We start from the raw sequence: 15623 nt of genomic DNA, 5'->3' as shown, positions 1-15623 counted from the left end.
ACCGGGGCCGGAGAAAACCTTCCAATAACTCCTACAATTTTTTTCAGCGTGCAGGCGATCAGATCGATATGGACCTGCCGATTGCGATGACACCATCCTTTCGCCTCTTTACCGGGACGTTGAGCGCGTTCTGGACGGCTGCGGCAAATCCCTGGACGTCGTCCGTTCGGAAAACGCCGTCGAGTTGCTCGTCCGCAATCCGAGGATCGAGCAGAACAATTTGCTGATAGTTGTAGCGATTGAAGTCCCTGATCGCGTCGGCCAGGCTTTCCCCCGACAGGGCGATCTTGCCGTCGCGCCACGCCAGAGCCTGATCCACGCTCGTCGCGGTGCTCGGCACGCGCATTAGACTGGTCGGACGCAGGACGGCGCGTTGCCCGGCCGTCAGCCTCAACTCGCCCCCAGACTCGCCCGAAACCGCTCGCACGACCCCTTCGGTAACAAGCACGTCGACGCGGTCGCTCAGCCTGCGCACGGAAAACGCCGTGCCCACGGCGACGATGCGCGCGTTCCCGGCGGTAACGACGAAGGGACGGGACGGATCTTTGGCGACCTGGAACCACGCTTCGCCCCTGTCGAGCCGAATATCCCTCTGGTGATCGAGCAAGGTGACCGCGACGCTGCTGTCGGTGTTGATCGCCGCGACTGACCCGTCGGCCAGTGGCTGGCGCAGCATCTCGCCGGTGCCGGTTCGATACACCGTGCCGCGCACCGAGAAACCGATCGCGGCAAGGACCGATGCCGCGAGCGCCACCCCGCCCCCCGCCAGCACCCTCCGCCGGGGCAGGCCATGGAGCAAGCGATTTTGCTGTCGAAGCGCAGGCGCGAGATCCGCTTGTGCCTCGACACTGATCCAGGCCGCCTGCGCCTGTAAAAGCGCGCCGGCATTGAACGGGTCTTCTCTAAGCCACGCCTGCAAGTCGGCTTCGTCGCTGTTCGACCAACTTTGCGAATCCATGCGGCTCACCCATCCGGCCGCTTGATCTAACCGAGACGATACGCAACCATTTCTCATCGTTTTCGGCTCCCAGATTGGTTCCGTATGGGATGGTTCGCACCCGAGCCGTCCACGTCTGCCCAAGCTTCTCGGATGGCTTTCACGCCCAACCAGACCTGCTTTTCAATAGCCTTCTCCGTCGTGCCGAGATGATGCGCGATTTCGCGATGGGACCAGCCGTCGAGTTTGCGGAGTTGCACGATCTTGCGGCAGCGTTCCGGGAGCTGGGCCATGATCGCGAGCACCCTTGCATAATCGCGTCGGCCACCGACAACCTCTTCCGGAGACGGGTTGCCGTCCTCAACGAACGCGTCGATCTCCGCCACCAGTTCGATCGAGACGATGCGCTGCCGCTTGAGGCGTCTGACGAGCAGATTGCGAACGATCGAAAAGAAATAAGCTTCGGGCGCATCGATATGCGACACGTCCTCCAGCATCGCCAGACGGCAATACGCGTCCTGGATCACTTCGTCCGCCTCGTCGGGCGTGACCCGCCTCGACAGCCATGCACGCGTCCGAGCCTCATGCGGCATGATCCGCAGCGCAACCCAGCGCGCAAGCTCATGACGTTCATGCGGAGTCCTGTCCTTTGCCGTGATCCTCTCCTTCGTCCCCGGCCCGTCGGGTCTGCGGTCCTACGGCCTGTTAGAGACATACGCGCGCAAAATCCTTCCTCATTTAAGGAACGAGCTTTGCGATTTGCATAGCGCGAGCGCGGGGCGGGTGGGCGACCATGAGACGTTCCGTTGACGACCTGTTTTAGAGCGGTTTCTCACCTCGCTGAATCGTAGGGGATTCCTGCGATGGTGCTTTCGGGATTCACGATGCGTGCTGGTGCTGGATGCCAGCATGGATGGAGCTCGCCGCTCATTAGCTCGTCCAGCCGCTGCACAAAGGATGCTCGGCGCTTGGGCACTATGATGCCGCATTCGAGGAGCAGGCGCGAAGCTGATTGGTCAGCCGGGTTCGCTCTCCTTTGATCCGACGCCAATCTGCGCCGTCCAGGGCGTGGCTGCCTTTCCACAGCACGGTATTTAGGAATGCTGCCTGTTCCCATGACTCCATCTACCTGTCGCGGAATCGGGCAAGAGCATTCGGGAGCGGGTTTTGGGAACCGGAGTCCTGCTTGATCCGCGAGCGCGATGAGAGCCTTCGTGCTCCCGCCGGACGCTCCAATCGGGAGTGGCTGGAAGCGCCCATTCTACGCCTCTCGCGATGCGAGCGCTGCCACCTCAAAGCTGCCCTTCACTCACGCGTATGCGGCGAGTGCGCACGAACACGCGTGGAGAGTGGCCCACCTCGCGCTTGAAGGCATTGCTGAAGGCGCTTTCCGAGGCATAGCCCAGCGTCTCCGCCGTCACGGCAACGCTGTCGCCCGAGTGAAGCAAACGATCCGTGGCGAGCAGCATCCGCAGGTTGGTCAGATACTGCATCGGCGTCTCGCCGACCCGGCTCTTGAACCGCACGGCGAAGCTGGTGCGTGACATCACGGCGCAATCCGCCAGTGTCTGCAAGGTCCACCTACGCGAGGGGGCATCGTGCATCGCGCCTATCGCTGCACCGATCTGCCGGTCGTCGAGCGCGTACAGCCATCCGACCAACCTGCTTCCGGCGTCCAGCGCGTACGTACGCAACGTCTGCGCCAGCAGCATCGTCGCCAGTTGTTCAATGATCAGGCGACTTCCAGGTTGCGGCGTGCGAAGCTCCGCCATCATCTGGTGCAAGGATGATCGCAGGGCCGACTGACCGGCCACGTCGCGGACATGCGCGATAGGCGGCAGGATATCGACCAACATTGGCCGTTGGTGTGGTTCAGTCGTAAAGGCCGCGCTGACGATCGTCGCCTCGCCGCCGCCATTCCAAGTGGCGACCCGACCGGGCGCATTGCCTGCGATAACCGCCCGATAGTCTGTTGGAGGGAGGTTCAGGTCACTGGAAAGCATGTAAGCCAGATCATGCGGCAGGATGAAACAGTCCCCAGCAACGAGTCGAAGCGGGGCGAGACCGTCCACGGCGAGCCAAGCTTCTCCGGCGGTCACGGCGTGGCACTTAATGCTGCCGCTCGCGGGGAACAGGATGCAGCCCGCCCCGGCATCGACGCCGCCACACGCCACGTTGCGCGGCCTGAGCAGCGACAGGACGTCGGAAAGCGGGTCTCCTTGCGAGATCGAACGATCGAGCATGTTATCCGCTCTATGACGCATAGCCGTCCGTCGCGAGCTTTGTAGGTGAGGGCGCGGGGCGTCACTCTTGATACCGCCGACGATCGAGAAGGTTGAAGCGTGGACGACGGTGCAATCTGGATTCTGGGGGCGACCGGCCGCACGGGCCGCGCGGTCGCATCGAGGTTGGTGGCGGAGGGGCTGGCACCTGTGTTGGTCGGTCGCGACGCGGCGCGGCTGGATGCGATCGCTGGGAAGCTCGGGGGCGGTGCCACCGTCAAAGTCGCCGCAGCGCTATCGGACATTGCGGAAGGCATCGCACGTGAGCGCCCTGCCATCGTGCTCAACACGGTTGGTCCCTTTACGCACACCGCCCAACCTATCATGGAGGCTTGTCCACCGGGTACCCACTATGTCGATCTCTCCAATGAATTGCCTTCGGTGCAAGCGGTTCTGGCGATGCGCGACCGCGCGGCTTCGAGGGGCAGCATCTTCGTGACGGGTGCCGGCTACGGTGTTCTTGCGACCGAAAGCGTCAGCTTCAAGCTTTGTCAGGGGCGTCCCCCGGCGACGAGCGTGCGATGCGCGGCGATCCCGGATGTGGAATCCGAGCCGGGCAGGCTGGGCGAGGCTCTCGCCGCGTCCATCACCGAAGGTTTCGCAATGGGCAGGCGGCGATACGAAAACGGGCATCTCGTCCGGGCGCGGTTGTTGAGTGATTTTGAGCGGGTGCCGCTCCCGGATGGCAGGAAAGTTGGGACAGCGAGCGCTCCGTCGGGCGAACTCGAAGCAGCACGTCGCGCGAGCAACGCGGCATTCGCCGTTTCCACCACCAGCATGGTCCCGTCCGCCCCGATCCTGCGGGCGATCCTTCCTGCCCTGCTCGGTATCATGAAGATCGCGGCAGTGCGTCGCTTCGCCACGCGGCGGATTGCCGCAATCGAGGTGAAGCCGACTCCTGCGGCGACGCCACGCGTCTCCTGGTCGCACGCGCGCGTGGAATGGCATGACGGGCAGGCGCGGCACGGTTGGCTGCGGACAGGCGATGCGATGGTCTTTACCGCAGACGTGATGGCCCGCGTTGCGATCCGCTTGGCGAATGGCGAGGGGATGCCAGGCGCGTACACGCCCGGCGCATTGTTCGGCTCCGAACTCGCGGGTGAATGCGGAGGGGAAATCATCGTGGACGCGTTGGAAATCACGGCGACATCGGCCGGGTAACAGCTTTTGTTGAGCGGGAATGCCAACCGCTTAAGGCAAGCCGCGCTCGCTCAGCGCCTGGCGAAACGGCGCACTCATGTCATAGCCGGCGTTTGCGAGCACACAGCCAAAGCGCACGCCGGCGGCTCTGATCCGTTGATCTCCTCTACCAACGACGGTTCATGCCGGTTCCGTCAATCTGCCAAAGTAGAGCTAGTAAATGGGCTGCGGAGCGGGAGGAGTGCCGCTTCTCCAACTCTGATCGCAAGCGGCTCTGCGATCGACCGGTCAGAATGGCCTGAGCTTGCCTCTCCGGCGATGCCCTTGGCAAACGGAGCTAGACAAAGCAAGAAAATCATGAAACTTTCCTCTAAAGAAATAGGAGGGATGCTCAAGGCGTTGCAACAACGGGGCCGCCGATGGAACATCTTCGCGTCAAGCTCGACTGGTTCAAGGCGACCATCCTTCCGCATCAGGCGGCCCTGAGCGCTCGGGTGCGCCGACTGGCGCAAGGCGATCACGAACATCAGGATCTTGTTGCGGAGGTTCTCGCCCGCGCCTACGCCAATCCTAACTGGCGCGAGGTGACGCACGGGCGAGCTTACCTCTTCACCGTCGCACGCAATCTGGTGATCGACCAGACCCGCCGCAGCAAGGTTGTTTCTTTCGAGACTGTCAGTGAAGTCGAACTGCTTCGTTCCGGGTTCGACAGTGAGGCGCAGCTTTGTGCGCGCGACGAGCTGCGCCGCGTACAATGCATCCTCGACGGTCTGCCCGATCAATGTCGCCGTGTGTTCATCGCACGCCGCATCCACGAAAAATCCATGGCCGAGATAGCGGGTCAGATGAATCTATCCGTTTCTACGGTTGAAAAGCATTTGGGCAGGGCGATCCGCTTGTTTATGGCGGCGTCGGCACGGCAAAGGAATCGCCCGATTGAGCAGGAGCGAAGGGCAGACGCGGGACTCGATCGAGACGCAGGCAGCGGCCTATCTCGCAGCGTCCTTAAGTGATCCCGATCCTGCGACGCGCCTGACGATTGCCAACTGGATCGAACGCGATCCGAGACATGCCGTCGCCTATGCACAGGCGGAAATGGCGTGGGACGCGGGTGAGCGGTTGAAGGGGCAGGACTTTTCGCCGTCCGCTTCGAAACGCTCCGATCCCATGCCGAACGCGCAAGGCCTGACGCGGCGGCGCCTCGTTGCCGGTACGTCGGTCGCAGCGGCTGCGGCTCTCGCGGTGCCGATGTTCGTCTTGCTCGGCCGTGCGACACGATACAGCACGGCGATCGGCGAGGCGCGCGACGTGTCGCTGGCGGATGGATCACGCATCCACCTCAACACGGATTCGCAAGTGCAGGTCGCACTTTCGGCTTACCATCGCCAACTTTCGCTTCTGCGTGGCGAGGCGTATTTCGATGTCGCGCATGACGCGGCGCGGCCGTTCGACGTAGCGGTGCCGGGAGGCGTCGTGCGCGCGATCGGCACCGCGTTCAATATTCGTTTGCGCGGCGCGATCGTCGAGTTGACCGTGACGCATGGCATCGTCGGTGTTCGCACAGCGGAGGGCGTGACGCGGCGCGTGCCGATGGGCGAGTCGGCCGTGATCCAGCCAAGGACGGTCGCGGTCGCTCAGGTGGACGAAAGCGCGATGGCCAAGCGGATCGCCTGGCGCGATCGCATGATCCTGCTGAATGGCGAGACGGTCGGCGAGGCGGTCGCCGAGTTCAACCGCTATCGCGCTGCGCCGATCCTGATCGGCGATCAGCGCATCGCCGACTTACGCGTCGGGGGCCGTTTTCGCACCGATGAATCATCGGACTTCCTGCGCGCGCTGGAACAGACGCTACCGGTCCATTCGGCTGCAGAAGACAACGGCTCCGTGCTGCTGATCTACGCGGACCAGACGACATAATCCCGCGGGCTCGCCAAGCCTTGCTTGTGGTGTGTCAGATCTGAATCTTTCGTTACATTTCGATGGCGGGTTTCGCCGGCCCATTCCGTTTTACCTCGCGAGACGAAGATCGTCCGCTGTGGCTAAGGGGAAAATTGCCAATGCCTGTGATGCTGCCCATTCTGCATGCGTCAACCGCCTGCGCGGTGCTGATGTCGGCACCGGCCTTCGCGGTCGTGGAACCGTCCAAGGCGCTGACGGAAAAACATCATTTCGACATTCCGGCGCAGGGCCTGAACGTGGCGTTGCTGTCGCTGTCGCGGCAGTCGTCGATGCGCATCCTGTTTCCTTATGACGAGGCGAGCCGTTACGAAGCGCGCCCGGTACGCGGCTGGCTCTCCACCACCGAGGCGCTGTCGCGCATGATCGAGGGCACGCCTCTGCACCTCGCCTACGCGCAAGACCGGACCTTCACGATCGCCGCACGGGGCAAGGGCGGGCTGCGACCAGCCGGCTTCACGCCCGACGCAGTGGCGGCGCCTGACGCCGCACCGGCAGCGGCCGAGCCCGCGTTGCAGGAGCAGGCACCCACCGACGTCATCGTCACCGGCACGCGACAGACCAACCGCACCGTCGCGCAGAGCCTCGCGCCGATCGACGTGGTGAGCAAGGCCGATCTCCAAACCTCGGGCAAGCAATCGGTGCGCGATCTGCTCGGCACGCTCGTCCCCTCGATCAGCGTATCGAGCAGCGGCTCGGGTGCGAGCTTCGCGGTGAAGACGTTGTCGCTGCGCGGACTGTCGGGCGATCAAGTGCTGGTGCTGGTCAACGGCAAGCGCCGTCACAACACCGCAACGCTGTTCATCAACGGCACCACCCAGAATGGCCAGTCGCCGCCTGACCTCGATCTCATTCCCGCGAACGCGATCGATCATATCGAAGTGCTGCGCGACGGCGCGTCGGCGCAATACGGATCGGATGCGATCGCGGGCGTGGTCAACATCATCCTGAAGAAGGATGCGTCCGGGTCGGCAACGGTGATCGGCGGTGCAAATGGCGATGGCGGCGGCGAGACCGGGCGGTTCCAGATCGACAAGGGCGTCACCACTCAGGGCGGTCATATCCACCTCTCGGTCGATGGGTACATGCAGGGCCGCACGATCCGCGGTGGCCCGAACCTGTCGCAACTCTATTTCGCTGGCGATCCGCGCGAGCAAACCGCGGACCGCCGCGTCAACAAGCCCGGCCAGCCGCAGGTTGTCGGCGTCAACGGCTCGGTCGACATCGCGCAGACGCTGGGGACGAGCGACGTCGAAGCCTATCTGTTCGGCACCGGCTCCAAGCGCGAGGCCGACGCCTTCCTCACCTTCCGCAATCCCAACGCGACCAACACCATTCCGCAGATCTACCCTGACGGGTACATCCCGCACCTCCACGTTCACGACGAGGATTATCAGGTGTCCGGCGGCTTGCGTGGCGAGGGGCCGCTCGGCGTGCATTTTGATCTCAGCACCAGCTACGGGTACGACAAGGTGCGCTATGTCGAGACCACCGCGCTCAACGCGTCGCTCGGCCCGGCGAGCCCAACCAGCTTCTATATCGGCAAGGTGGTCGGCACCGAATGGACGAGCAATCTCGACCTTACCAGGCGAGTCGAACTGGGCTTCGTCGAACCATTGCAGATTGCGGTGGGCGCCGAATACCGCGAGGACACGTACCAGATCGGCGCGGGCGACGTGCCGTCTTATATCGACGGCGGCTATCGCACCCCTGCCGGCCAGCCCAATGCCGGCGTGATCCGCCAGGCCGGATCCCAGGGCGTGACCGGCTTCCCGCCGTCGGCTGCGGGCACGTTCGGGCGCAACAACAAGAGCGTCTATATCGACCTCAGCCAGAAGTTCGCGCGGTGGCTAGAGGTGTCGGCGTCGGGGCGGCACGAAGCCTATTCGGATTTCGGCACCACCAACAACTACAAGGTGTCGGCGCGAATCGAGCCGGTACGCGGCATCGCGGTGCGCGGCACGATCAGCACCGGCTTCCGCGCGCCGACCTTGCAGCAGGAGCATTACGCCTCGTCCTCGACGATCGGCGTGCTGCTGCCCGGCGCGACCACCACGGTGCTGGCCCCGGTGCGGGCGCTGCCGGTCGACGATCCGGTCGCCCGCGCACTCGGCTCGCAGCCGCTCAAGGCGGAAAAGTCGACCAATTATTCGGCGGGTCTGGTGCTGACCCCGGTCAACGCCCTCAATGTCACCGTCGATGCCTATCAGATCGAGATCGACAATCGCATCCTGCTGTCGGGCACACTGACCGGGGCGATCGCCGCCAACGGCACGTTGAACCCGGTCGCGACGATCCTCAACGCGGCCGGGCTGAACCCGGTGCAGAGTGGCTTCTTCTTCTCGAATGCGGCGAGCACGCGCACGCGCGGGCTCGATGTCGTCGCCACGTACCGCGCCAGCCTCGGCGACTACGGAAAGGCGGTGCTGACCGTGTCGGGCAACATCAACAAGACCAAGTTCACCCGGCTCGACGTACCGGCGGTGCTGGCCGCGCAGGGGCTGTCGCTGATCGACCGCGCGCGGCAGGGCGATTTCACCCGGGGCACGCCGCGCAACAAGGAGATCGTGAACCTCTACTGGACGCTCGGCGCGGTCTCCGCGAACCTGCGCGCGACGCGCTATGGCGAGGTGACGCAGGTCGCCGCCGCGCGCGCGGCCGACGGGCTTTATCACGACGATACGATCACGCCGAAGGTGCTGTTCGATCTCGAACTCGGCTACCAGTTGACGCAGGGCATCAAGCTGTCGGCTGGCGCGAACAACCTGTTCAACATCTACCCGAACAAACTGTCGGCGGTGAACCAGGGTAACACCGGGTTCGCGCTGTACAATTCCTATTCGCCGTACGGCTTCAGCGGCGGCTTTTACTACGGCAAGATCAATCTCAGCTTCTGACGCGCGGAGTTAGCATATGACGGATCGACATTCGCGCGGCGGACTGACGCGCCGCGAAACCCTCGCGGCGGGCAGCGCAGGCGCCCTCATCGCCGGCGCTGCCGCAAGCTGGGCAGGCGGCACGGGCCGGGTGGCTCCGCCGGCGACCAAAACGGTAACGGTGGAGGATGCAACGAACGTCGCGCTCGCGATCTCGCCGGATGGTGGACATGTCGCGTTCGATCTGCTCGGCATCCTGTGGACGGTGCCGGTTACGGGCGGGGTGCCGACCCGGCTGACCGGCGCCTATGACGATCTCGGCCAGCCCGACTGGTCGCCCGACGGCAAGCGCATCGCCTTTCAGTCGTACCGCACCGGCAATTTCCACATCTGGACGGTGCCGGCGAAGGGCGGTGCGCTCATCCAGCATAGCGACGGCACCTGCGATGACCGCGAGCCGCGCTGGTCGCCCGATGGCAAGGCCATTGCTTTCTCGAGCGATCGTGCCGGTGGCCGGTATGCGATCTACCTACTCGACGTGGCGGCGGGCACGGTGACGCCGTTCTCGACCGGCACGTCGCAGGATTCCGATCCGTGCTGGTCCGCCGATGGCAAGCGCATCGCCTATGTCGCGGATGGCACCCGGCTGATGGTGGCGGATATCGCTGGCGGCGCGGCGCGGATGGTCGCCTCGGTCCCGGTCTCGACCGACCGCTTCCACGCCTCCGAACTGCATGCGCCGAGCTTCGCGCCCGATGGCCGGCTCGCCTACACCCGGATCGACGGCAAAGGCGTGACCTTGGTGGTCGACGGCAAGGATGTGATCGTCGGCGAGGATCTCTACCCGTTCCGCCCCGCGTGGATCGCAACGGACTTCCTTTACGGGTCGGGCGGCAAGATCCGGCGGTGGTCGGCCACCGGCAGAAGTGTGGTCGCGATCAGGTGCGCGGTGCCGGTGGCGACCCCGACCTATCGGAAGAAGACCCGGGATTTTTACAGCGACGCGCCCAAGCCGGTGGTCGGCATCGTCGGCCCGCAACTGTCTCCCGACGGACGGCAGATCGTGTTCGGCGCGCTCAACGATCTGTATCTGCTGACGATCGGCGGCGCGCCCAAGCCGCTCGTCGCCGACCAATGGTACAAGGTCGACCCCGCCTGGTCGCCGGACGGGAAATGGCTGGCTTATGCGTGCGATCGTGGCGGTACGCTCGACATCTGGCTGCGCGACATGGCGAGCGGCGCGGAGCGCCAACTCACCAACCTGCCCGACCAGGGCGCGGTGTCGCCGAGCTGGTCACAGGATGGCAGGACGATCGCCTTTCTTGATCAGGACGGCGCGCTCCACACCGTCGATGTGGCGGGGGGGGCGGTGCGCAAGGTGTTTGGTGCGCTGTGGGAGCCTGGGCGACCGAGCTTCGGCCCCGATGGCAAGACCATCGCCTATGCCGCGTTCAAACCCGTCACCGCACGCTACCGTGAAGGCCATTCGGAAATCCTCACCGTCGATGTCGCCACTGGCAAGGGCAGCTATACCCCGGTGGCGCCAGGCAAATCCCTCGGCGTGCGCGGACTCGACGGGCCGGTGTGGTCGCCGGACGGCAAGACGCTGGCCTATGTCTTCGCCAGCAACTTGTGGACGGTGGCGGTCAATCCCGACGGCAGCTTTGCCGACGCGCCGAAGCGCATAACCAGCGACGTGACCGATGCGCCAAGCTGGAGCGGAGATTCGCGCCACCTGCTGTATCTCAGCAGCGGCAGATTGAAGATAGTACCAGCCGCCGGCGGCCCGGCCGTTTCCGTGCCGTGCCGCCTCACCTGGGCGAACGCCAAGCCGAAGGACCGCACGATCGTGCGCACCGCCCGCCATTGGGACGGCACCAGCGCCGGCTATGCCGGTCCGGCCGACATCGTCATCGACGGCAACCGTATCGCCGCCATTGCCGCGGCCGGCAGCGCCAGCGATGCCAATGCCAGGATCGAGGACGCGGCCGGCCTCACGCTGATGCCCGGCCTCGTCGACATGCATACGCACCGGCAGATGCAGGGGTATAATTACGGCGACCGGATGGGCCGGATCTGGCTGGCGATGGGCGTCACTGCGACGCGTAGTCCGGGCGCGCCCGCCTATCATATGGTCGAGGACCGCGAGGCGATCCAGAGCGGCAAACGCATCGCCGCGCGGCACTTCGCCACCGGCGAGGCGGTCGACGGGTCGCGCATCTACTACAACTTCATGCGCCCGGTGACGGAGCCGGGGCAGATGGCGCTCGAAATGGCGCGCGCCAAGGCGCTCGATTATGACATGGTGAAGACCTACGTGCGGTTGCGTCACGACATTCAAAAGGAGGTTGTCGAGCAGGCGCATGCGATGGGGATGCACCTCAGTTCGCATTACCACTACCCGGCGCTGCTCAGCGGGATGGACGGCATGGAGCATCTCGGCGCGACCAATCGGTACGGCTATTCGCGCACCATCACCAGCGGCGGTGGCGGCTATCAGGACGTGAACGGCCTGTTCGCCGCAGCGCACGCCGGCCGCACGCCAACGCTGTTCGTGGCGAGCGTACTGCTCCGAGACGACGACAGCCTCGCGCGCGATCCCCGCATCAAGACGCTGTTTCCGCCCTGGGAATATGCCAAGCTGATCCAGCGCGTCACCGCGATGCGCGATGGCGACCCGAACACGTTCCTCACCTCGCTCCGGCGGCAGGTCGCGCAGATCCAGCAGACGATGGCGCTTGGCGGCAGTGTGATCTCCGGCACCGACGCGCCGATCGATCTGGTCGCGATCAGCCTGCACCTCAACCTGCGCGGCATGGTGAAGTTCGGCATCACCCCTGTCGACGCGCTGAAGACCGCGACCAGCAACGCGGGAGACTTCCTCGGTGAGCCGATCGGCCGTGTCGCGCCCGGCATGCTCGCCGACCTCATCCTCGTCGATGGCGACCCGCTCAACCGCGTTGAGGACGTCGCCGCCGTCCGCAAGGTGATCGCCAACGGTTACGTCCATACGCCCGACGATCTCCTGGCGACGTTCGCTGCGCCCGCGCATACTGCCGTGCGCAACCGCGAACTTCCGGCGCGCGACGGGCATTCACATCATTTTTGGGAGACTGCTAGTTACGTCGAGAGCGGACGCGCGTCATGCTGCGCAGATCACTGGCATCCGCATCAGCAGGCCTAACCGTAAAGCACCGCACCGGAACTCGTTTCAACTTCGATTCGCTTCGAACCAAATGAACAAGCGTCCGGAGTTGAGGATCGCGTTGCATGCGCTCAATGTCGCTTATAGGTCGTCCGCCAATGAGCTGCGTTCGACGGCAGAATCGTGACGCCACATTGCGGCGCTGCAATGCTGGAGATAGGTTCGTGATCTAGCGAACCCGGATGTCCCAGCAAGCGAAGCTCTTGGATCTCGAGACCCGCCTTCTTATCGTTGATGACGATCCTGGTATCCGCGAGCTTACGGCCGCGTTTCTGTGTCGGCACGGCTATATCGTCGACACCGCTGCCAGTGGCGGCGAGATGCGCAGCGCGCTCGAGCGCGAGCGCTATGCGCTGATCGTGCTCGATATCATGATGCCCGGCGAAGATGGCCTCACCATCCTGCGCGCACTCGACCGGTCCTCAAGTCCACCCGTCATCATCCTGTCCGTGATAGGGCAGGACATCGATCGGATCGTCGGGCTCGAACTCGGTGCCGACGATTACATCGCCAAGCCAGCGAACCCCCGCGAACTGCTGGCGCGTATCCGCTCCGTGCTGCGGCGCGGCGCGGTGCGAGAGACAACAGCGCCACCAGCCCGCAGCTGGCGGCGCTTTGCGGGGTGGCGCTTCGATCCGGTCGGTCGCGAGCTGATCGACCCCGACGGCGTGCTGATAAACCTGTCGGATGGCGAGTTCCGGCTGCTGATCGCGTTGGTGGATCGACCGCGACGCGTGCTGACGCGCGATCAGTTGCTCGATCTGTCGCGCGGCAGCAACGCCGAGCATTTTGACCGGGCGATCGACGTTCAGATCAGTCGGCTGCGTAAGAAGCTGCATCGTGACGTTGCCGACGATCTGATCCGGACCGTCCGCAACGAAGGGTATCTGTTCACCGCCGACGTGACGGCACAGTGATGCTCGCGGGCGCGTCCCGAGGCCGGGCAAACTCGATCACGCTGTCCATCTTCGTGCTGGTAATAGGCGCGGTGTTGTCCGCAACCGCCATCTATTTTGCGATAACATTCAGCGGACCGCCGCCCAAGGAAGCGCCGCGTGGTCTGGAAAGCATCGCCGCAGCGTTACGCACGGGCCGCCAGCCGGGCGATCCCGGGCCGATGCTTCGCATTACGATGCGTGACACGCCGCCAGCACCGCCAGGCTTGCGCGAGGATGCCGCGCTGGCGGGACGGCTGGCAGACTTGCTCGACGCGCCGGCCGGAAGCGTTGTGGTGCTGGTCGAGCCTGGCCGACGACTGTTCACTACAGCAATCACGCGCCAGTTCGCCGCAGGATGGCAGGTCAACAAGCGTTGGCGGGTGGTGGAGGACCGCCCGCCGCCCTTCTTCACGCACTGGCACTGGCTGACGCTCGGCGCGATGCTTGCGGCGATCGCGCTGCTGGCCTGGCCGACATGGTGGATCGCGCGCGCCATCTCGCGGCCGCTTCGCGCTATCGCCGAGCAGGCCAGCAATGCGCGCGCAGGTGTACCGCTCGGGCCGTTGCCGGGCGGCGGCCCCGTAGAGGTGCGCAAGCTCGCACACGCGGTCACGCGGATGCATGATCGCCTGACCCGCCATGCCGAAAGCCGAACGACGATGCTCGCCGCGATCGCGCACGATCTCGGCACGCCGTTGTCACGCCTCGCGTTCTGGGTCGAGCACCTGCCCGATGCGTCGCGCCTTCGCGCCGTTGCGGATATCGAAGAGATGCGGGCGATGATCGCGGCGGTTCTGCGGCTCGCGCGTGACGAGGCCGCGGGCGGCGTCGATGTACGCATCGACCTGGGCAGCCTGCTCGACAGCCTGGTCGAGGACATGGCGGTCGCCGGTGCTGCGGTGTCCCTCGCGGCCGGGCCGCGCGCGGTCCTGCGCGGCGACCCGCAGGCGCTCCGTCGCCTGTTCGCGAACCTGATCGAGAACGCACTTCGCTTTGGTGGATCGGCATTGCTGAGCTGGTCGGTCACAGCCGCGGCGGTGGAGGTCACTATTGATGACAACGGCCCCGGCTTCGATCCCGCAAATGCAGACCGATTATTCGAGCCGTTCGTGCGTGGTGACCCGTCACGCAACCGTGCCACCGGCGGCACAGGCCTCGGCCTCGCCATCGTTCGGTCAATTGGCGAGGCGCATGGCGGCTCGGTCGCGTTGACCAATCACGAACACGGCGGAAGAGTGCGTGTGTCTTTGCCGCTCGCACACTGAAATATGTTGCAACAAAGATGTAATTCGGCGGTGCGCTGCGGGGGGTAATCGAAGTGTCGAACCAGAAGAGGGACGGCATGCAACACCCACCGCACCACGATCACGGCCATAGCCTGGCCGAGGATCTTCCGCGTTTACAAGCATTGCTGGAACGCAGGCGTGCCTTGAAGTGGTTCGCAGGCGTCGGCACCGCCGCGCTTGTTGCCGGCTGCGGCGGTTCGGACGATTCGTCCGATACGACCACGGTTGTTACGGGTGCGACCGCAACGCCCACACCGACGCCGACCGCGACGGCAACCACGACCACTACCGCAACCACCACGACCACGAGCGGCAGTTGCATCGCCGATCCGACCGAGACCGCTGGTCCTTACCCGGCCGACGGCACCAACACGGCGAGCGGATCGACCAGCAACATACTGACGATGAGTGGCATCCAGCGCAGCGACATTCGTCCGAGCTTTATCTCCTCGACCACGGTGGCCACCGGCGTTCAGGTCGTCCTCACGTTGACGCTCGTTAACGTGAATGCCTCGTGCGCGCCGCTTGCTGGTTACGCGATCTATCTATGGCACTGCGATCGCAGCGGCAACTACTCGCTCTACACCGCGTCGACGGAGAGCTACTTGCGCGGCGTGCAGGTAACGGATGCGAACGGACAGGTGACGTTCACGACGATCTACCCCGCCTGCTACGACGGCCGCTGGCCGCACATGCATTTTGAAGTTTTCTCCAGCCTTTCAAATGCGCTGAGCGGCAAATATGCGGTGCTGACCTCGCAGTTCTGCATGCCGAGCGCGCTCTGTACCACGCTTTATGCAGACACCACGACCTATCCGTCGAGCAAAACCAACTTCGCCAAGGTGAGCCTGTCGAGCGACAATGTTTTCGGCGACAACACCACCGCACAAATTACTCAGCAGACGCCGACCTTCACCGCCGCCACGACGGGCTACACCGCGACGGCATTGATCGGCATAGCACGCTAGGCACCGTTCTTCGGCTAGGCCGAAGTCGGCCGGCG

The 15623-nt window shown here is 64.5% G+C and carries 11 protein-coding genes; 8 read left to right on the top strand and 3 right to left on the bottom strand.

Going from position 1 to position 15623, the window contains the following annotated elements:
* Positions 1–58: 58 nt before the first annotated feature.
* From AC3ANX_RS18385 to AC3ANX_RS18375, 3 genes are all read right to left on the bottom strand, one after another.
* Positions 59–958 carry a FecR family protein gene (locus tag AC3ANX_RS18385; protein WP_488334667.1) on the bottom strand — a complete coding sequence of 300 codons (900 nt, stop codon included), beginning with the start codon at positions 956–958 and terminating at the stop codon, positions 59–61.
* Positions 959–1011: 53 nt separating this feature from the next.
* The gene (locus AC3ANX_RS18380) at positions 1012–1464 is read right to left on the bottom strand and encodes an RNA polymerase sigma factor (protein WP_488334666.1); all 453 of its coding nucleotides are present in this window, start codon (positions 1462–1464) and stop codon (positions 1012–1014) included.
* 765 nt (positions 1465–2229) lie between these two features.
* Positions 2230–3180, bottom strand: a complete 951-nt coding sequence (locus AC3ANX_RS18375; RefSeq protein WP_488334665.1) for an AraC family transcriptional regulator — start codon at positions 3178–3180, stop codon at positions 2230–2232.
* 99 nt (positions 3181–3279) lie between these two features.
* Between AC3ANX_RS18375 and AC3ANX_RS18370 the strand changes: the two genes are divergently transcribed.
* From AC3ANX_RS18370 to AC3ANX_RS18335, 8 genes are all read left to right on the top strand, one after another.
* Positions 3280–4380 carry a saccharopine dehydrogenase family protein gene (locus AC3ANX_RS18370; RefSeq protein WP_488334664.1) on the top strand — a complete coding sequence of 367 codons (1101 nt, stop codon included), beginning with the start codon at positions 3280–3282 and terminating at the stop codon, positions 4378–4380.
* A gap of 398 nt (positions 4381–4778) precedes the next feature.
* The gene (locus AC3ANX_RS18365) at positions 4779–5372 is read left to right on the top strand and encodes an RNA polymerase sigma factor (protein ID WP_488334663.1); all 594 of its coding nucleotides are present in this window, start codon (positions 4779–4781) and stop codon (positions 5370–5372) included.
* Positions 5296–6276 (top strand): FecR family protein, encoded by a 981-nt coding sequence (locus AC3ANX_RS18360; protein WP_488336995.1) that lies wholly within the window; start codon positions 5296–5298, stop codon positions 6274–6276. Before AC3ANX_RS18365 ends, AC3ANX_RS18360 begins: the two co-directional genes overlap by 77 nt.
* A gap of 140 nt (positions 6277–6416) precedes the next feature.
* Entirely contained in the window at positions 6417–9212 is a 2796-nt protein-coding gene (locus AC3ANX_RS18355; RefSeq protein WP_488334662.1) for a TonB-dependent receptor plug domain-containing protein, read from the top strand.
* A 16-nt stretch (positions 9213–9228) separates the two neighbouring features.
* A complete protein-coding gene (locus AC3ANX_RS18350; protein ID WP_488334661.1) occupies positions 9229–12375 on the top strand; it encodes an amidohydrolase family protein in 3147 nt (1048 codons plus the stop codon).
* A 203-nt stretch (positions 12376–12578) separates the two neighbouring features.
* Positions 12579–13313 (top strand): response regulator, encoded by a 735-nt coding sequence (locus tag AC3ANX_RS18345; RefSeq protein ID WP_488334660.1) that lies wholly within the window; start codon positions 12579–12581, stop codon positions 13311–13313.
* Positions 13313–14599 carry a HAMP domain-containing sensor histidine kinase gene (locus AC3ANX_RS18340; RefSeq protein ID WP_488334659.1) on the top strand — a complete coding sequence of 429 codons (1287 nt, stop codon included), beginning with the start codon at positions 13313–13315 and terminating at the stop codon, positions 14597–14599. The genes AC3ANX_RS18345 and AC3ANX_RS18340 overlap by 1 nt, the downstream gene beginning before the upstream one ends.
* Before the next feature lie 77 nt (positions 14600–14676).
* On the top strand, positions 14677–15588 hold the full coding sequence (locus AC3ANX_RS18335; RefSeq protein ID WP_488334658.1) for a dioxygenase family protein: 912 nt from the start codon (positions 14677–14679) through the stop codon (positions 15586–15588).
* Positions 15589–15623 lie beyond the last annotated feature (35 nt).

The sequence above is a fragment of the Sphingomonas sp. BRN-1R genome, assembly GCF_057748035.1.
This window is presented reverse-complemented; position numbering and strand designations above follow the sequence as displayed.

What these genes read in the sequence shown, in the direction of transcription:
- AC3ANX_RS18385 (WP_488334667.1), bottom strand. Translation starts at nt 958, where the DNA reads ATGGATTCGCAAAGTTGGTCGAACAGCGACGAAGCCGACTTGCAGGCG.
- AC3ANX_RS18375 (WP_488334665.1), bottom strand. Translation starts at nt 3,180, where the DNA reads ATGCTCGATCGTTCGATCTCGCAAGGAGACCCGCTTTCCGACGTCCTG.
- AC3ANX_RS18365 (WP_488334663.1), top strand. Translation starts at nt 4,779, where the DNA reads ATGGAACATCTTCGCGTCAAGCTCGACTGGTTCAAGGCGACCATCCTT.
- AC3ANX_RS18355 (WP_488334662.1), top strand. Translation starts at nt 6,417, where the DNA reads ATGCCTGTGATGCTGCCCATTCTGCATGCGTCAACCGCCTGCGCGGTG.
- AC3ANX_RS18350 (WP_488334661.1), top strand. Translation starts at nt 9,229, where the DNA reads ATGACGGATCGACATTCGCGCGGCGGACTGACGCGCCGCGAAACCCTC.
- AC3ANX_RS18345 (WP_488334660.1), top strand. Translation starts at nt 12,579, where the DNA reads ATGTCCCAGCAAGCGAAGCTCTTGGATCTCGAGACCCGCCTTCTTATC.
- AC3ANX_RS18340 (WP_488334659.1), top strand. Translation starts at nt 13,313, where the DNA reads ATGCTCGCGGGCGCGTCCCGAGGCCGGGCAAACTCGATCACGCTGTCC.
- AC3ANX_RS18335 (WP_488334658.1), top strand. Translation starts at nt 14,677, where the DNA reads ATGCAACACCCACCGCACCACGATCACGGCCATAGCCTGGCCGAGGAT.